The organism is Iodobacter arcticus, assembly GCF_042664895.1.
In the GTDB taxonomy this organism is placed as follows: domain Bacteria; phylum Pseudomonadota; class Gammaproteobacteria; order Burkholderiales; family Chitinibacteraceae; genus Iodobacter; species Iodobacter arcticus.
On sequence record NZ_JBHTBQ010000006.1, the window covers coordinates 19,131 to 38,373 of the forward strand.

The 19,243-nt window shown below is 49.5% G+C and carries 13 protein-coding genes; 7 read left to right on the forward strand and 6 right to left on the reverse strand.

Features of this window, described 5'->3' with window-relative positions:
- Positions 1–56: 56 nt before the first annotated feature.
- The 3 genes from ACFQNF_RS02900 to ACFQNF_RS02910 form a co-directional block, all read right to left on the reverse strand.
- The gene (locus ACFQNF_RS02900) at positions 57–515 is read right to left on the reverse strand and encodes a SixA phosphatase family protein (RefSeq protein ID WP_380185950.1); all 459 of its coding nucleotides are present in this window, start codon (positions 513–515) and stop codon (positions 57–59) included.
- A gap of 202 nt (positions 516–717) precedes the next feature.
- Positions 718–2,796, reverse strand: coding sequence for a polyphosphate kinase 1 (gene ppk1 / locus ACFQNF_RS02905; RefSeq protein WP_380185952.1), 2,079 nt, complete (start codon positions 2,794–2,796; stop codon positions 718–720).
- Positions 2,797–3,235: 439 nt separating this feature from the next.
- Positions 3,236–3,502 carry an oxidative damage protection protein gene (locus tag ACFQNF_RS02910; protein WP_293936775.1) on the reverse strand — a complete coding sequence of 89 codons (267 nt, stop codon included), beginning with the start codon at positions 3,500–3,502 and terminating at the stop codon, positions 3,236–3,238.
- Between the two features lie 280 nt (positions 3,503–3,782).
- Here ACFQNF_RS02910 and hsdR point away from each other — a divergent pair, with 280 nt between their 5' ends.
- From hsdR to ACFQNF_RS02935, 5 genes are all read left to right on the forward strand, one after another.
- Positions 3,783–6,134, forward strand: a complete 2,352-nt coding sequence (gene hsdR, locus ACFQNF_RS02915) for an EcoAI/FtnUII family type I restriction enzme subunit R (RefSeq protein ID WP_380185954.1) — start codon at positions 3,783–3,785, stop codon at positions 6,132–6,134.
- Positions 6,135–6,220: 86 nt separating this feature from the next.
- Entirely contained in the window at positions 6,221–7,690 is a 1,470-nt protein-coding gene (locus ACFQNF_RS02920) for a type I restriction-modification system subunit M (protein ID WP_380185956.1), read from the forward strand.
- Positions 7,687–8,733 (forward strand): PDDEXK nuclease domain-containing protein, encoded by a 1,047-nt coding sequence (locus ACFQNF_RS02925; protein ID WP_380185958.1) that lies wholly within the window; start codon positions 7,687–7,689, stop codon positions 8,731–8,733. The genes ACFQNF_RS02920 and ACFQNF_RS02925 overlap by 4 nt, the downstream gene beginning before the upstream one ends.
- Positions 8,734–8,916: 183 nt before the next feature.
- Positions 8,917–10,647, forward strand: coding sequence for a restriction endonuclease subunit S (locus tag ACFQNF_RS02930; RefSeq protein ID WP_380185960.1), 1,731 nt, complete (start codon positions 8,917–8,919; stop codon positions 10,645–10,647).
- Positions 10,644–11,648, forward strand: a complete 1,005-nt coding sequence (locus tag ACFQNF_RS02935; RefSeq protein ID WP_380185962.1) for a virulence RhuM family protein — start codon at positions 10,644–10,646, stop codon at positions 11,646–11,648. Before ACFQNF_RS02930 ends, ACFQNF_RS02935 begins: the two co-directional genes overlap by 4 nt.
- Positions 11,649–11,726: 78 nt before the next feature.
- Here ACFQNF_RS02935 and ychF read toward each other — a convergent pair whose 3' ends face one another.
- Positions 11,727–12,818 carry a redox-regulated ATPase YchF gene (ychF, locus tag ACFQNF_RS02940; RefSeq protein ID WP_380185964.1) on the reverse strand — a complete coding sequence of 364 codons (1,092 nt, stop codon included), beginning with the start codon at positions 12,816–12,818 and terminating at the stop codon, positions 11,727–11,729.
- Between the two features lie 437 nt (positions 12,819–13,255).
- Here ychF and ACFQNF_RS02945 point away from each other — a divergent pair, with 437 nt between their 5' ends.
- Entirely contained in the window at positions 13,256–14,164 is a 909-nt protein-coding gene (locus ACFQNF_RS02945; RefSeq protein WP_380185966.1) for an RluA family pseudouridine synthase, read from the forward strand.
- A gap of 135 nt (positions 14,165–14,299) precedes the next feature.
- On the opposite strand, the gene glmU is transcribed toward ACFQNF_RS02945, so the two are convergent.
- Together glmU and ACFQNF_RS02955 are read right to left on the reverse strand one after the other, a co-directional pair.
- Complete coding sequence (gene glmU, locus ACFQNF_RS02950; RefSeq protein ID WP_380185968.1) at positions 14,300–15,667, reverse strand: bifunctional UDP-N-acetylglucosamine diphosphorylase/glucosamine-1-phosphate N-acetyltransferase GlmU; 1,368 nt, start codon at positions 15,665–15,667, stop codon at positions 14,300–14,302.
- Positions 15,668–15,927: 260 nt separating this feature from the next.
- The gene (locus tag ACFQNF_RS02955; protein WP_380185969.1) at positions 15,928–17,421 is read right to left on the reverse strand and encodes a carboxypeptidase M32; all 1,494 of its coding nucleotides are present in this window, start codon (positions 17,419–17,421) and stop codon (positions 15,928–15,930) included.
- Positions 17,422–17,644: 223 nt separating this feature from the next.
- Between ACFQNF_RS02955 and ACFQNF_RS02960 the strand changes: the two genes are divergently transcribed.
- The gene (locus ACFQNF_RS02960; protein WP_380185971.1) at positions 17,645–19,156 is read left to right on the forward strand and encodes a methyl-accepting chemotaxis protein; all 1,512 of its coding nucleotides are present in this window, start codon (positions 17,645–17,647) and stop codon (positions 19,154–19,156) included.
- Positions 19,157–19,243 lie beyond the last annotated feature (87 nt).

The window sequence follows — 19,243 nt, forward strand, 5'->3', positions numbered from 1 at the left end:
AGAAACAAGTTATTAACTTTCTGCTACATTAACATTAATTTTCAATTACAAAAATATTACAACAAATCCGGCGACATCACCGCGCGTAATAAATAATTAATTTGCCCTTCTTTTACTCGCCGTTGTAAGCACCAGCAAGCTCCTCGGCGCAGCTCCCAATCCAGCTCTTTATACGCCAAGATCACCGCAGCAACCCGGCCTATCTCGGGCTGGTGGCCCACCAAAACCAGCACCTTGCCAGTCTCACGCGGCCAATTACTAACTTCCAGATAAGCCGACGCCTTCGAGCCCGGATTAAGCCTTGCGTCTATTTTAAACTGCTTACTTAAAGCCCTAGCCGTTTCCTGGCTACGCAATGCCTCGCTGGCAATCACCGTGATTGCCCCATCAGCAAAACGCTTGCCCAACCAAGCCGCCATTTTTTCAGCCTGTTTACGGCCTTTACTGCTAAGGGGGCGAAGTAAATCATCATCTCCCTCCTCTGCCTCAGCATGACGCCACAAGATCAAATCCATAATCACCCTCTTTGCATGATTTAGCATGGCTAAGGTGAGATCAGGCTAAGCTTTATACTCAATAGGAAATCACGGCTGTAACCCAACAACAAACGAATTACAAGCCGCAACGATATTGGCATTGCAACTAAGCAGATCCACCCCAGAGGCTTATTTGCACATAGCGAAATAGCGAAAAGCAGCTTTCAAAAAACCAAACCAATCAACTACGTGGCTTCACCGTTAGCTCTGCTAACAGCGTCATTTGTGAAGAACGCGATTTACCTCCACGCGCCGTCTTGCGGCGATAACGGCCATCAGATTGCATTTCCCACGCCTGAGTGTTATCCACCAGGCTTGGGCGTAAACTTTCACGAATCACGCGACGCTTAATTTTTGCATTCAAAATTGGGAACGCGATTTCGATACGGCGGAATAAATTACGCCCCATCCAATCGGCAGACGATAAGTAAACGTCTTCAGCACCATCATTATAAAAATAGAATACACGGTGATGCTCTAATAAACGGCCCACAATAGAGCGCACGCGAATATTGTCTGACAAGCCTGGAATACCCGGCCGTAAAGCGCACACGCCGCGCACAATCAAATGAATCGTCACGCCTGCTTGCGATGCTTCATACAGCTTTTCGATCACTGTAGGCTCTAGCAAAGCATTCATTTTGGCGATAATCACCGACTTACGCCCCGCCTTTGCATGCGCAATTTCTTTATCAATGTACTTCAGAATATTTGGCTGCAAAGTAAACGGAGCCTGCCATAGCTGATGATGATCCCCCGCCAGACCAAGGCCGGTCAGCTGCATAAATACATCATTCACATCGCTAACGATTTCATCATTGCAGGTCATCAAGCCAAAATCGGTGTACAGCTTAGTCGTACGTGGATGGTAATTACCCGTGCCAACGTGGGTATAGCGGTGCAAACGCCCTTCTTCGCGCCGCACAATCAGCAGCATCTTGGCATGCGTTTTATAGCCATATACGCCATACACCACGTGCACGCCAGCCAGCTCCAGCTTAGCGGCCCAATTGATATTCGCCTCTTCATCAAAGCGCGCCATCAACTCCACCACAGCGGTGACTTCTTTACCGCGCCCGGCTGCATCGCATAAGGCTTCCATCAAAGCGGATTCCGTACCGGTGCGATAAACCGTCATCTTAATCGCCACCACCTGTGGATCTCTCGCCGCCTGCTGCAACAAATCAATCACTGGGGTAAAACTTTGGTAGGGGTGATGCAATAAAATATCGCCTTGGCGAATCGCGGCAAACATATCCGGCTGCTTGCGTAGCTCTAGCGGAATCCCCGGAATAAAAGGCTCAAACTTCAAATCAGAACGCTCAACCTGATCTGGCACCTGCATCAGACGCACCAGATTGACCGGCCCGTTTACCCGATATAAATCAGCATTTTGCAAGCCAAACTGATCGCGCAAGAAATCCTGTAAATGCTTAGGGCAATTATCAGCCAGCTCTAAACGCACCGCATCGCCATAAGAGCGCTGCGACAATTCGCCTTTTAAAGCGGCCCGCAAGTCTTTCAGATCATCATCATCAACCGATAAATCAGAATCACGCGTCACACGGAACTGATAGCAGCCCAACACATGCATACCTGAAAACAGCTCATCCACATGCGCATGCAAAATCGACGACAAGAATACAAAGCCATGCTCTACACCAGAAATCTCGGTCGGCATTTTTACAAATCGCGGCAAAATACGCGGCGCTTGCACAATCGCAATGCCCGAGCTGCGGCCAAAGGCATCGTTGCCTTCCAGCTCAACAATAAAATTAAGCGATTTATTTAAAACACGCGGGAAAGGATGCGAAGGATCAAGCCCGATCGGCGTCAGAATCGGCATCAGCTCACGAAAGAAGAAATCACGCACCCACTCGCGCTGCTCATCTGTCCACACGCTGCGACGGAAAAAATGAATCCCCTCTTTAGCCAAGGCAGGGAACATGACTTCCAGCAACAAACTATATTGGCGATCAACCAAATCGTGCGCTTCACGCGTGACCAGCTCAAAAGCCTGTAAAGACGTCATGCCCTCCGGCAACAGCCGTGTTGGGTTAAGCCGCATATTTTCTTTAAGCCACGCCACGCGCACTTCAAAAAACTCATCCAGATTGGACGACACAATGCACAGAAACTTCAAACGCTCCAACAAAGGATTACTTGCGTCTTCCGCCTGGGCCAATACCCGACGATTAAACTCTAACAACCCCATTTCACGATTTAGCATTAATTGATTATCGGCAGGTTTGTAACTCATCACTCTTCGCTCAAATTAAACAGCCCATTAAAAAACGTAATAAGAAAAGCACAGCTCAGTTAGCGACTAGCAAACCTTATTTAACACGGATAAATAAGAAAGCTAATTTGAAACTGAAGCGGTGTTTTCACCAATATTTTGCTGATTATGCTGTTCAAACTCATTATAAATATCGTAGGGCAGGTGCAACCCAATCTTATCAACTTAGTAGCTAGATGCTGCCGCACAATGACAAGCATTGAATCATCGTAGGGCGGGTGAAACCCGCCATTTTTCGTATTTCATCGTAAAACTCGGCGGGTTTCACCCGCCCTACAAATTCAAAAATCGAACACCCTACCCACACTGAGCAAGAGACATGATCACAAACGTTTTGCAATAGCCTGAAACGGGGTTATAGAAAAAACAAAGGCCACTATAAGTGGCCTGTGCTTAACTTTTATTGCGGCACAAAGCCCGCGGGCATTTCTGCACCATCGCCAAAGAAATAATTCTCTAACTGCTGCTGCAAATACTGCCGCGCACGCGGATCCGCCAAGCTCAGACGGTTTTCATTGATCAACATGGTTTGATGCTTAATCCAAGCCTGCCATGCTTCTTTAGAAACATTTTCAAACACCTTCTTACCCAAAGCACCTGGCAATGGCGGGAACTCCATCCCTTCCGCTTCACGGCCCAGCTTTACACAGTTCACAGTGCGGCTCATTAGTATCACCTTAATAATATTACATTTATGTTTCTAGAAAATGACAAAAGCTGCATGAGAATGGCTAAAACGCCAAATGCATAGCAGCAAGTGCTGACGTAGCCAAGGTAGCCACGATTATAACAGAGCCAAGGCACCCAACAGCAGGGCTAAGTTAGCAAGTTAAATCCGTAATTTTTATAATTTTACTTAGCGACAAGGCATCCAAGCTTTCAAACCAAGCCTAGGCAGATCAGGTAAAATCTACGGCCTTATGTAAGCCACACACTAGGTTTGAGTAATGGATAAGAAAAAGCTGTCCGAGCGGGATATTTGCACCAAATTCATTACCCCAGCTTTAGAGTCGGCGGGCTGGAATAAGCACACTCAATTACGGGAAGAAGTAAACCTCACTGCTGGCCGCGTTGTCGTACGGGGCAATAAAGGGATACGTGATGAAAAGTCCATCCGCCGTGCCGATTATGTTTTGTACTTCAAGCCTAATTTGCCGCTGGCAATTGTTGAAGCTAAAGACAATAAACACACCGTTCGGGATGGCATTCAGCAAGCGCTGGATTATGCCGCGATGCTTGACGTGCCTTTCGCCTTTTCCAGCAATGGGGATGGCTTTGTTTTTCACGATAAAACCCTCACCGACGGCGTATTAGAGCGTGAAATCACTCTGGCCGAGTTTCCATCGCCAGATGAGCTATGGCAGCGCTATTTAGCATGGAAAGGCATCGCCCCCGAGCAAGTTTCTGTTTACGCACAGGACTATCATGCCGGCCGCACGGCACGCTATTACCAAGTTAATGCGATTAATCGCGCCATTGAAGCAGTGACCAAGCAGCAAAAACGCATCTTATTGGTGATGGCAACAGGTACGGGTAAAACCTACACCGCGTTTCAGATCATCTGGCGCTTGTGGAAATCACGCAGCGCCAAGCGGATTTTATTTTTAGCCGACCGGAATATCCTAGTTGATCAAACCAAGACCAATGACTTCAAGCCCTTTGCCGGGGCAATGACCAAGATCGAAAACCGTAATGTCGATAAATCTTACGAAATTTATCTGTCGCTTTACCAAGCCGTCACGGGCAACGAAGAAGAACAAAATATTTTTAAAGACTTCAGCCCTGATTTCTTTGATTTAATCGTGATTGATGAGTGCCATCGCGGCAGCGCGAGGGAAGATTCGGCATGGCGGGCCATTTTGGATTATTTCAGCTCGGCCACTCATCTTGGCTTAACCGCTACGCCCAAAGAAACCGCCGAAGTTTCCAATACCAGCTACTTTGGCGAGCCCATTTATACCTATTCGCTGAAACAGGGGATTGAAGACGGTTTTCTTGCGCCCTATAAGGTGATTCGCGTCGATCTGGACAAAGACTTGGGCTGGCGGCCAACAGCAGGCAAAGTGGATGCCAAAGGCCAGCTGGTTGAAGACCGCATTTACAATCAAAAAGACATGAACAAAGCGCTGGTACTCACACAGCGCGATGAAGCCGTTGCCAAGCGGATTACCGAGTTTTTGCATGCCACAGGGCGGATGAGCAAAACCATTGTGTTTTGCGAAGATATCGACCACGCCAGCCGCATGCGCCAAGCCCTGATTAACTGCAATAGCGACCTTGCTAGCGCCAATCCAAAGTACGTCATGCAAATCACCGGAGATAATGACGAAGGCAAACTTGAGCTAGACAACTTTATCAACCCGCGTAAAGACTATCCGGTGATTGCCACCACCAGCCGCTTAATGACCACCGGTGTGGACGCGCAAACCTGCAAACTGATCGTGCTGGACCGGACGATTAACAGCATGACCGAGTTCAAACAAATCATCGGTCGCGGCACGCGTATCAACGAAGACTACGACAAGCTGTGGTTTACGATTTTAGACTTCAAAAAAGCCACCGAAAACTTTGCCGATCCAGATTTTGATGGCGAACCGGTCGTGGTTTATGCACCCGAACCCGAAGCCCCCATCGTTCCGCCTGAAGATTACCCACAGCCAGAGGTGGAGGGTTTACCTATCAACGAACCTCCAGGCGAATATGGCAACGGTGGCGCAGGCATGGGAGAAGGCGAGCCGCGGCGTAAATATGTAATCAATGATGTATCCGTTTTTGTAGTGAACGAGCGTGTTCAATATATGGGGCCAGATGGCAAACTGATCACTGAATCGCTTAAAGATTACAGCCGCATTCAACTCAATAAATGCTTTTCATCGCTGGATGATTTTTTGCAAAGCTGGACAGATGCCAACAAAAAACAGGCCATCATTACCGAGCTGGAAGCAGAGGGAGTATTGTTTGAAGAGCTGGCCAAAGAAACCGGCAATAAAGACCTCGACCCCTTCGATTTAATCTGTCACATTGCCTTCGGCCAAAAACCACTGACCCGCCGTGAGCGGGCAGATCAAGTGAAAAAGCGCGATTACTTCGGCAAATACGGCGAAATGTCGCGCAAAGTGCTGGAAAAACTACTAGATAAATATGCCGATAGTGGCATTGCCAATGTTGAAGACAGCAATGTACTGAAAAACCCCGATTTTGCGCCTTTAGGTTCGCCTGTTGAATTAATCAAATCCTTTGGCGGGCGGCCGCAATACCAGCAGGCTATACGCGAGCTAGAACACGCCCTGTATCAATAGCTCAAACTGAGCCTGTAGAACCATGCCCTTCGACTTCGCTCAGGGCGAACGAATAAAAAACGGACTCTGTCCGAACGGAAATAACAATGACCATCAGCAACACCCTTATTAAATCCATCCAAGACATCATGCGCCAAGACGCCGGTATTGATGGCGACGCGCAGCGCATTTCCCAAATTTCCTGGCTATTATTTTTAAAGATTTTTGACGACCAAGAAACCGAAATAGAAATGATGCGGGATATGTATCAGTCGCCGATGCCAGAGCCGATGCGCTGGCGTAACTGGGCGGCGGATGCCGAGGGCATTACAGGGGATGAGCTGCTGGGTTTTGTAAATAACGATTTGTTTGCCACGCTAAAAAACCTAAATGCCGATGCAATCATGAACCCGCGTGCCTTTGTGGTGCAATCGGTGTTTCAAGACGCTTTTAACTATATGAAGTCGGGTCAGTTGCTGCGGCAAGTGATTAATAAAATCAATGAAATTGATTTTAACAGCCAGCAAGACCGCCACCTGTTTAATGATCTGTACGAAAAGATTCTTAAAGATCTGCAAAACGCCGGTAATGCCGGGGAGTTTTATACCCCGCGTGCGGTAACGCAGTTTATGGTCGATATGATCAACCCGCAGCTGGGTGAAAAAGTGCTCGACCCTGCTTGCGGCACGGGTGGATTTTTAAGCTGCGCCCTGCGGCATTTGCGCACGCAAGTGAAGTCGGTGGAAGACGAGAGCGTCTTGCAGCAAGCCATTCATGGCGTAGAAAAAAAGCAAATGCCCCATCTGCTCTGCGTCACCAATATGTTGCTCAATGGTATTGAAGTGCCATCGCTAATCCGCCATGACAATACCCTGAGCAAACCACTGGCCAGCTATGGCCCACGGGATATGGTCGATGTAATTCTGACCAATCCGCCCTTTGGCGGCACCGAAGAGCCAGGCACGGAATCTAATTTCCCTGCAGATATCCGCACCAAAGAAACCGCCGATTTATTCCTGGTACTGATTACCGAGCTGCTGAAACACAATGGCCGCGCCGCCGTGGTATTGCCCGATGGCACGCTGTTTGGTGAAGGCGTAAAAACGCGCATCAAAGAAAAATTGCTGTCCGAATGCAATCTGCACACCATTGTGCGCCTGCCCAATGGCGTGTTTGCACCCTACACCGGCATCAAAACCAATCTGCTGTTCTTCACCAAAGGCCAGCCAACTAAAGATGTCTGGTACTACGAGCACCAATACCCCACCGGTTACAAGAGCTACAGCAAAACCAAGCCCATCCGCATCGATGAATTTGACGTAGAAAAAGCCTGGTGGGGCAACGAGGCCGATGGCTTTGCCAGCCGCGTAGAAAACGAATTCGCGTGGAAAATCAGCATAGCCGACATCCGCGCCAAGGGCTTCAACCTCGACCAGAAAAACCCGCACGTTGGCGAAGTCATCAGCCATGATCCTGACGAGCTGCTGGCGCAATACCAAGCCCTGCAAGCGGACGCGCAAGCCATCCGCAACCAGCTCAAAACCATTCTCGCCGCCGCACTTGAGGGTAAAGCATGACCTTGCCTATCCATGGCCAACCGCTCTTCGAGCAAGTTCGCCAAGTCCTCAATAGCGCACAGCAGCAAGTACGCCATAGCATCAATGATGTCATGGTGCAAAGCTACTGGCAGATTGGCCGTTTGATTGTGGAAGATGAGCAGGGCGGCGCGGTACGGGCCGAGTACGGTAAACAGACGCTCAAGCAATTGTCGCAGCAGCTCAGTGCTGAATATGGCACAGGCTTTTCACCGCAAAGCCTGTGGAACTTCCGCCAGTTTTACCTAGAGTTCCCAATTCTCTCCGCAGCGCGGAGAGAATTACGTTGGACGCATTACAAAACCCTGATTCGGATTGCCGACCCGATTGCCCGCGAATGGTATGCCAATGAAGCCGCCAGCCAAGGCTGGAGCACGCGCGCCCTAGACCGCCAAGTAAGTACCTTGTTTTATGAACGCCTGTTATCCAGCCAAGACCAAGCCGCCGTGCGTAGCGAAGCGGTGGCGCTGATTGAGCAGCAAGCACCGAACGATCCGCGTGACTTTATCCGTGACCCCTATGTTTTAGAATTCATCGGTGCACAGCCCAGCGCCACGCTCTATGAAAAAGAGCTCGAAAGTGGCCTGATTACCCAGTTGCAAACCTTCTTGCTTGAGCTTGGTAAAGGCTTTGCCTTTGTGTCACGACAAAAGCAGCTACGCGTTGAAGGCGATGATTTTTTTGTCGACCTGGTGTTTTACAACTATCTGCTTAAATGCTTTTTACTGGTCGATTTAAAAGTCGGCAAACTCAGCCACCAAGACGTTGGCCAGATGGATATGTATGTGCGGGTGTTTGAAGAGCAATACCGAGGCGAAGGCGACAACCCCACACTCGGCCTGATTTTGTGCTCTGAACGTAACGAAGCCGTCGCCAAATACTCCTTACTCGCCGACAGTCAGCAATTATTTGCCAGCCGCTACCAAGCCTACTTGCCGACCGAAGCCGAACTGCAAGCCGAATTGCAACGCGACCGTAGCCTACTCGAAAATGCTGACCGCAAAAGCGACGATCAAACGCCCTAAACTTTAAAAAAAAGTCGTCAGCCCCGCGTATTTTTATCAGGGATCCAGCCGCTCTGCTGGATTCCCGCCAAGAGCACGTGGGAATGACGGGCGACAGGAAGTTAAGATGCAATCTGCCCTTAATAGATTAGTGATGTATCAGCTTGCAGCCATTGATCATCATGGCTTAGATGGAAATACCCAATGAAACTCACCGAAGGCTTTAACCTGCTCGCCACCGCCACCGACGGCATCAAGCGCCTGCGCGAACTGATTTTAACTCTGGCAGTGCAAGGCAAGCTGGTGCCGCAAGATGCGAACGACGAACCTGCCAGCGAGCTGCTCAAGCAAATCCGTGCTGAGAAAGACCGGCTGATTGCAGAGGGGAAAATCAAAAAAGACAAAATTAAAGAAGTTTCTTTTGATGATGCCCCATATGAGCTACCTGAAAAATGGTCATGGACAACTATTAGCGAAATAATCACTTCAATTGGTTCTGGTTGGAGCCCCGCTTGTTTGTCTGAGCCTCAATCCACGGCAGAGCAATGGGCAGTTTTGAAAACAACTGCCGTGCAGTTGATGGAGTATCAGGCACATCAAAATAAGTTGTTGCCATCAACCTTAGTCCCAAGGCCAGAGATTGAGACGCAAAATGGCGATATTTTGATCACTCGAGCGGGGCCAAGAAATCGAGTTGGAATTAGTTGTTTAGTCCAAAATACGCCTCCCAGATTGATGATTTCGGACAAGATTGTTCGTTTTCATGTGTTGGACGATTTAATAGATGCACAATTTATAGTGCTTTGTTTAAATGCTGGCTGGTCTTATCAGTGCTTAGATGCTGCTAAGAGTGGCATGGCCGAAAGCCAAGTGAATATATCGCAAGGCGATTTGCGTAATATTCCGGTGCCTTTATGTACTAAGACCGAACAATCCCGCATCGTCGCCAAGGTCGAAGAGTTGATGGCGCTGTGTGATGCGCTGGAAACGCGCGGCAAGCTGGAGGCCAAGCAACACACCCGCCTCACCGCCACGCTATTTGACGCACTCGCCGCCAGCGAATCGGCGCATCAGTTGCAAGAAAACTGGACTCGACTGGCGCAGAGTTTCGACCTCATCCTCGATAGACCCGCCGCCGTCGACGCATTCGAACAAACGCTACTCCAACTCGCCGTGCGCGGACTGCTGGTTGAACAAGACCCCAACGACGAACCCGCCAGCGAACTACTCAAACAAATCCGCGCCGAGAAAGACCGGCTGATTGCCGAGGGTAAAATCAAAAAAGACAAACCACTCCCCTCCATCACCGACGAAGAAAAACCATTCAACCTGCCGCAGGGGTGGGAGTGGGTGAGATTTGGTGATATTGCGAGCATTTCAAGTGGGGTAACGCTAGGTCGAAAAACAGCTATACCAGACCCAATATTATTACCGTATTTGCGTGTGGCGAATGTTCAACGCTGGAAATTAGTACTTCATGATGTCAAAGAACTAATTATTGATGAATCTGAGCTTGAAAGGTTTTCGCTGAAGCATGGCGACTTGCTAATCACTGAGGGGGGTGATTGGGATAAGGTTGGGCGAACTTGTGTTTGGGAAGAAAATTTGCCCACGTGCTTGCATCAGAACCATGTCTTTAAAGTTCGTGCGACATACTCTGAATGGAATTACCGTTGGGCTGAGTTGTACTTAAATTCAAATGATGCGCGAGCGTACTTTGCTTCATCAGCGAAGCAAACAACCAACTTGGCTTCAATCAATATGACGCAGTTAAAAAACTGCTTATTTCCGATGCCACCCTTGGCAGTTCAATCCCGCATCATAGCCCGCGTCGAAGCGCTACGCGCCCTCTGCACCGACCTACGCCAGCGCCTCACTGCCAGCCAGAAATCCCTTACCCACCTCGCTGAAACCTTAGTGGAGCAAGCAGCATGAGCGAGCTAATTCTGTACTGCACCGAAGATGGGCAAACCCAATTCAATTTACGCACAGAACATGGCACTGTCTGGCTGACACAAGCTGAAATTGCCGAGCTATTTCAAATTAGCCCACAAGCAGTGACCCAGCATATTCGGGCTATTTACCTAGAAACAGAGTTACTCCCACAGGCAACTTGTAAAGAAGACTTACAAGTTCGATCCGAGGGTAAGCGCCAAGTTAAACGCAGCCTAAAATCTTACAATCTGGAAATTATACTGGCCGTGGGTTACCGCGTTCGTTCGCCGCGTGGTACCGAGTTTCGTCAGTGGGCCACCCGCCATTTAACTGAGTATTTGGTCAAAGGCTTCATCATGGACGATGAGCGCCTTAAAAACCCCGGTGGCTGGGATTATTTTGATGAATTACTGGCACGTATTCGCGAGATTCGTGCATCGGAAAAACGCTTTTACCAGAAAGTACGCGATCTTTTTGCACTTAGCATCGATTATCAGGATCAGGGGCAGCAAGCTCAGCTTTTTTTCGCCGAAGTGCAAAATAAGCTGTTATATGCTGTTACCCGTCAAACCGCAGCCGAGCTGGTCATCGCCCGCGCTGATCCAATGCAAGCAAACATGGCACTCACCTCTTGGACCGGAAGCCGTGTACGCAAAGCGGATGTAATCATTGCCAAAAATTATCTGAGCAGCGACGAAATTGATTCACTGAACCGCCTTGTTGTTATTTTTCTTGAGCAGGCCGAATTACGAATTAAAGACCGTAAGCAACTAACACTCGACTTTTGGCGTAACAATGTCGATCGCTTACTGGAATTCAATGATCGCCCTATTCTGCAAGGCACAGGCTCGGTAAGCCACGCGGCTATGAAAACCATTGCTCGCGAGCGATATGACGTTTTTGATATTCAGCGTCGGCAACAAGAGGCGCATAAAGCAGATACAGACGATCTGAAGGAGCTAGAAACCTTGGAACAGCAGCTGAATAAAAGGACAAAATAATCATAGAGGCGGTATAAAAATACCGCCTCTATGATTTTTATTACACGGCGTCGCTTAATAAGAACCCTGTGAGCACAATTAAACGTTGAACAAGAAATTCAATACATCGCCGTCTTTCACTACGTATTCTTTCCCTTCTGCACGCATCTTGCCCGCTTCTTTTGCGCCTTGTTCACCCTTGTATTGGATGAAATCATCAAAAGCGATGGTTTGGGCGCGGATAAAGCCGCGTTCGAAGTCGGTGTGGATCACGCCAGCGGCTTGTGGGCCGGTGTCGCCTTTGTGGATGGTCCAAGCACGTACTTCTTTTACGCCAGCGGTAAAGTAGGTTTGCAGGCCGAGTAAATCGTAACCAACGCGAATCAGGCGATTTAAGCCTGGCTCTTCTAGGCCCAGCTCGGCGAGGAATTCTTGCTTATCGGCGTCATCCAGCTCGGCGATTTCGGCTTCGATGGCAGCACATACAGCTACAACCGGTGCGCCCTCTAGAGCGGCATGGGCAACTAGGCGATCGAGTAGCGGATTATTTTTGAAACCATCTTCGGCCACATTGGCCACGTACATGGCTGGCTTGATGGTCATCAGGCAGAGCGATTTAATCGCCAAAACTTCGTCATCACTCAGACCAGCCGAGCGTGCTGGCTTGCCATCATTTAGCAATGGGATAAGCTTTTCTAATACCGCCACCATTTGAATGGCTTCTTTGTCACCTGCGCGGGCTTTTTTGCTATCGCGGGTAAATACTTTTTCTGCAGTGGCCAAATCGGCCAGTGCCAGCTCGATACCGATGGTTTCGATATCGGCGATGGGGTCTACACGGCCATTCACGTGAATAACGTTATCGTCTTCAAAGCAGCGAACCACGTTCACAATCGCGTCGGTTTCGCGAATGTTGGCGAGGAACTTGTTACCCAAGCCTTCACCCTTAGACGCGCCAGCCACAAGGCCCGCGATATCCACGAATTCTACGATCGCGGATTGGATTTTCTGTGGTTTTACAATTTCAGCTAGCTGAGCGAGACGCACATCCGGTACTTCAACGATGCCGACGTTAGGCTCGATGGTGCAAAAAGGATAGTTTTCAGCCGCAATACCGGCCTTGGTCAGTGCATTAAACAGGGTCGATTTACCGACATTAGGCAGGCCAACGATGCCGCATTTGAGACTCATATCATCCTTTCGCCGCAAATCGCGGCCAACATATACTTTAAAAGCGGGATTTTACCCGATTGTGATCGCCACCGCTTCCACCCTGCACAAATCCCACAGTCAAACGAGGGTTAATTGCTCGTACGCAGTGGGAAAACCTAGGTCTTGAACCACGGAGGCCACGCCCTATAAGCATCACTAAAGCTAATGTCATGCATTGCATCTTTTGTAGGGCGGGTGAAACCCGCCAGCCTTTGGCATGAAATGCGACAGAAAACGGCGGGTTTCACCCGCCCTACGATAATGCGAAATTTGTATCTGTGTGGACGACTATGATAAATACCTGACTTGATACGTATAAGCACGGAGAAAAACTTGCCCAATCTACAAATGCTAAGGTTCCTTTCCCTGCCCCCGCCCCGTAAACTGCAGCTCCTTTGCCTTTTATTGCCCCGCTCATGAGTAAACGCCGTACTTCTCCCCTGCCGCATCGCGATGGTATTGCCCCGAGTTTTTTGCAGCTGCCTGCCGGACAATGGCCTGATTTGCTGACGTTTTTAATCACCCGCTTTCCACATATGCCTGCCGAAATTTTGCGTGGGCGTTTAGAGCGCGGCGAGATCGTCGATCATCAGGGCGAAGTGTTGAATGTTGCGAGTAGCTATCAGCCTAATGGCCGGATTTGGTATTACCGCGAAGTGCCCGAAGAAACGCCGGTGCCTTTTGCGGAGCATATTTTGTATCAGGATGAACGCTTGCTAGTGGCGGATAAGCCACATTTTTTGGCCTGCATTCCGGCTGGGCGTTATTTACAAGAAACGCTGCTAACCCGATTACGTAAGTCGCTAGGTGCGCCCGACATTGCGCCAATTCATCGCTTAGATAGGGAAACAGCAGGGATTATGTTGTTCAGCCTCGACCCAGCCTGCCGCGCTGGCTACCACGCGCTGTTTTCAGAGCGGGATGTGGCAAAGGAATACGAGGCAATCGCGCCTTTTCGCGCTGATTTGGATCTACCCCGTGTGCATCGCAGCTTTATGCAGGAGCAACAGGGCATGTTCACCATGGAAGAAGCGCTAGGGGAACCCAATAGCGAAACCTATATCGAGCTGATTGAGCAACGCGGCGCTTGGGCGCGTTATCGCCTTAAGCCGCATACCGGCAAGAAACACCAGCTACGCACCCATTTAAGTGCGCTTGGCGTGCCGATTTTAAATGACCCTTGGTATCCCGAATTACTGCCCGAAAAAGGCGATGACTTCAGCCGCCCTCTGCAATTATTAGCGCGGGCCATTGAGTTTGTTGATCCGTTTACGGGAGAGAACAGGCGCTTTGAAAGCCAGCGGGAACTGTGCTGGCCTGAATAGAAGTTGATCTAAAAGGCATCGCTTGATGCATGCGTAGGGCGGGTGAAACCCGCCAGATTTGAACATAAAAGGCTATAAAAAGCGGCGGGTTTCACCCGCCCTACGATGATTTAATACTTGCAAGCGCCCAAAGAGTTACTTCTTTACCGGCCGCTGCCAGCCATAAATCGTCACCTGCTTGGCCCGTGCCACAGTCAGCTCGCCAGCCGGTGCATTTTTGCTGATCACCGATCCTGCGCCTGTGGTTGCGCCTGTCCCAATCGTGACGGGTGCTACCAGCACATTATTCGAGCCGATGCGCACTTCGTCTTCAATCACGGTGCGAAATTTATTCACGCCGTCGTAATTAGCCGTAATCGTACCCGCACCTACATTCACCTTGCTGCCCATAGTGGTGTCGCCGATATAGCTCAGGTGGTTTACTTTTGAGCCTTTACCAATAGTGGCTTTTTTGATTTCTACAAAGTTGCCAATATGCACATCGTCGGCCAGCTCGGCACCGGGGCGCAGACGGGCAAACGGGCCGATCAGATTACCCTTACCCACGACCGCGTTTTCCAGATGACTGAATGGGTGAATAATGGTGTCGTCGTTAATCGTTACATTCTTTAAAACACAATTTGCACCGACTTTTACGTTTTCACCCAGAATCACTTCGCCTTCAAATACGCAATTCACGTCGATAATCACATCCATACCATGACGCAGCGTACCACGTACATCAATACGTGCCGGATCGATCAGGCTTACACCCGCCAGCAAGAGGGATTGGGCAATCTCGGCCTGATGAATACGCTCCAGCTGGGCCAATTGCACCTTATTATTAATCCCTTCGGCCTCCCAATGGTCTTGCGGGTGCACGGTGGCAATCTCAATACCATCACGCACAGCCAAGGCAATCAAATCGGTAGCGTAATATTCGCCTTGGGCATTGTCATTTTTAAGCTCGGAGAGCCAGCCAGCCAGCTTGGCTGTTGGCAGCACTAAAATTCCGGTATTCATTTCTTTAATGGCGGCTTGCTCAGGGCTTGCGTCTTTTTGCTCAACGATGCAGGTCACCTTACCCTCTGCATCGCGAACAATACGGCCATAGCCGGTGGCATCGTCCAGGATATCCGTCAGGATCCCTAATTTACCCTGGCTGCTTGCTGCTAACAGCGCTTGCAGCGTAGCTAAACGAGTTAAAGGCACATCGCCGTATAGCATCAGCGTGGTTTCACCCTGCAAATGCGGCAAAGCCTGCGCCAACGCGTGACCCGTGCCCAACTGCTCGGCCTGATGTGCCCAAGCTAGATCTTTGCTACCTAACAGCTCTTCTTGTACCTGCTGGCCACCATGGCCATAAACCACCACCAGCTTGCTCGGTTTTAAATGTCGTGCAGTATCAAGCACATGCCCCAACAGCGGCTTGCCCGCCAAGCGATGCAAAACCTTAGGCATTTTGGAGTACATACGCTTGCCTTGGCCGGCAGCGAGAACAACTACATCAAGCAAAGCGCTCATACGACAAGACCTAGTAAGCTAAAAGACATTATTTTAACCCTTTTTTCGCTACAAACCCGCGTCAATGCGTAATGCGAACACTTTAGACAATCTATTTGGAGTGCTCACAAGAGCAAATAGTACTCATCCTCTAGAGGCATCCTTTAGGACAAGAAACAGAAAAAAAGCCGATTCTTCTTAGGGTGTGCCATTCGTTTTTCTTGCGCACCGGCTATCGGTGCGTAACGACTTCGTCGTTTCACACCCTACAAAAGACCTTATTAAGCCAGATAACGCTGTTCTAGATGCTTGCGAAAATGCGCAGGATTAAGCGATTCGCCTGTGGCGCGACGGACTAAATCACCCGTTTCCCACTGGCTGGCTTGGCGCCAGATATTGGCATTCAGCCAGCTAAAGATCGGCTCTAAATCACCCGCAGCAATGCGTTCATCCATATCCGGGTGCAGCTTGCGAATCGCCGCAAAATACTGCGCGGCGTACATTGCGCCAAGCGTGTAGCTAGGGAAATAGCCAAACATGCCATCGGTCCAGTGGATATCTTGCAAGCAACCATTTTTAAAATTGCCCTTGGTATCCACGCCCAGATAGGCCTGCATTTTTTCATCCCACAAGGCGGGCACATCGTCGGCTTCGATCTCGCCATCAATCAGCGCACGTTCAATTTCGTAGCGCAAAATAACGTGCGCAGGGTAAGTCAGCTCATCCGCATCGACGCGAATAAAATCAGGGCGAACACGGGTGTACATTTTGGCTAAATTGGCCGCCTCAAATGCAGGCTGGTCCCCAAGATGCTTTTTAACCAGCGGACTAATTAGTGCCAAAAACGCTGGGTTGCGGCCTAATTGCATTTCAAACGATAAGCTCTGGCTTTCGTGAATGCCCATTGAACGAGCGCGGCCAACCGGCAAAGCGACCGTTTCACGCGGTAGATTTTGCTCGTAACGGGCATGGCCCGTTTCATGCACGATGCCCATCATGCTTTGCATAAAATCATCTTCGCGATAGCGGGTGGTAATACGCACGTCTTCCGGCACACCACCGCAGAATGGATGCGTCGAAACATCCAAGCGACCGCCTTCAAAATCAAAACCCAACAAGGCCATCACTTCCAGGCCCAAGGCGCGTTGTTTTTCGACCGCAAACGGGCCAGTTGCTGCGATCAATTGCTCTGTGCCTTGCTGCTCCATCGCTTGGCTAATCAGCCCAGGCAACCAGCTTTTTACATCGCCAAAAATACGATCCAGCTCGGCGCAAGTCATGCCCGGCTCATATTTATTCAATAGCGCTTCGTAAGGCGATAAGCCGGTTTCCTTAGCCAGAAGCTGTGCTTCTTCGCGAGATAAACGCACTACTTCGCGAAAATTGGCTAAAAAACCCTGCCAATCATTATTGGATCGCTGAGTACGCCACTCATGTGAGCAATGCGATCCTACAAGTGTCTTGGCTTCTACCAAGCTGGCAGGTAGCAAATTGGCCTGCTCCCAGTCGCGCTTAATTTCACGCAAGCTGGCTTGCTCTACCTCGCTTAAATCCTCCAGCTCTGCCTCCTTGATCAACTCGGCCAATGCCGGGTCGGTCAGCGTGTTATGGATCAGCACATCCAGCTCCGCCATGGCGGCACCGCGCGCGTCATTGCCTTTGGATGGCATCATGGCGGCCTGATCCCAGCTAGCCAAAGAGCCCAGATGCTCATAGCGATAAATACGGGTGAAGGTTGCAAGCACAGCTTGGTAAGCGGTTTGGCTCATTTGCATAGGATCTCTATAGGTAAGAATACTTATCATGCCAGCTTGCATAGCAAGTGCAATTGCTTTGAACCCTAGGGTCTGTTGACGTTTGATTCAGAATTGTGCTGAGCCGAAAAACGGCTAGGCGCAAGGCATGCGACGAAGGTAATAAGGTGTTATTTAAGCAAGGTAAAGCAGCAGCTAAGCAAGACGCCAGCTAATCTAAAGGAAGAAAAGGAGGGCATGACGTATGCGGGATCTTAAAATTATCTGGAAAATCATGCTGCCAGCAGGCTTGCTTACGCTGGTAACGATGCTGATTGTGCTACTTTCTTTGCACGCCATTTCATCGATCAGCCGCCTTGCCTCTAATGCTTTAGATGAAAATGCGCGCAGAGTTTTTCTGGCGAATCAGGCCGCGTTTCATATCAATAGCACCACCACCGATGATCGTAATCAAATCCATGCTTGGACTACGCAAATGGAGGCGGATGCCGAGAAACAATTCCAGATCAATTTAGATAAAGGGCGCAGCGCTTTAACAAGCTTATACGCACTAGAAAGCGATACTAGCCGTAAGGCTTTAATTGACGAGGCCCGCAAGCAGCTGCTGCAATTTGAAAAAATAGATAAAGAAGCCTTTAAGCTTACACGGCAAGGCCAACCCACAGAGGCGTATGCCCTTATCAATGGTGATGCCTACAGTGCTTATAAAGCGGCAATGGCCCATCTCAGCAAATTGGTAAAACTAGAAGAAAACGATATTGCAATTGCCCGTAAGCAGATTGATGCTCAGGGCCACCGTATCTTTTGGGTGGTGGTTATTGCAGCCCTTTCAGGCTTTCTCATCGGCCTTGCTGCAGTATGGTTCAGCACCCAGCAAATCCTGCGCCAGCTGGGAGGAGAACCTGCTTACGCTGCACATATTGCCACACAAGTTGCTGCAGGCGATTTAAGCGTAAAAGTCATCGTGCAGCCTGAAGATCAGAGCAGCCTGCTTTTTGCCATGAGCCAGATGGTAAAAAAACTCAACCATATTGTCATCGAGCTTAGAACCGCAGCCAGTATTAGCGCCTTATCCTCAGCAGAGGTTTCCAGCGCCGCGCTGGCGCTATGCCAAAACACCACCGAAAACGCGAATAATATCGAGGAAAGCAGTGCTTCTATCGATACTCTAAGCGTCAATATTAATCAGAACACCCAAAATGCCCACATTACCGATGGCATGGCCCAGCAATCATCTTTAGATGCCAGAAATGGCTGCGAATCCGTGCAGCAAACCGTGCTAGCCATGCGAAAAATTGCCAAAGAAATCAAAATAATCGACGATATTGCCTATCAAACCAATCTGCTCGCCCTCAACGCAGCTATTGAAGCGGCCCGAGCAGGTATCAATGGCAAGAGCTTTGCCGTTGTAGCAGGGGAAGTACGCAGATTAGCCGAGCGTAGCCAAACCGCAGCGCAAGAAATTGGCGAATTATCAGGCAGCAGCGTACAACTGGCAGAATCAGCAGGCATGCTGTTAAATAAAATCGAGCCCTCAATTAGAAAAACCGCCGATTTAGTGCAAGAAATCGCCGCAAGTAGCTTCGAGCAAAGCCATGAGCTAGAGCTAATCAACCACAATATCGACCAGCTTTCACAACTACTACAAACCAATGCCGCCGCATCAGAACAACTCTCTGCCACCGCCGAGCAGCTAAGCGAGCAAGCCCAGCAGGTGCAGACGATGCTGGCATTTTTTAAAACGAATAAATTATAAATAAGCACGATGGCTTGGGCTAAAACTTGATCAGCCCTATGCGCATTAAGCTAAGCCAACAGCATGCTGCACCTTTTGTAGGGTGGG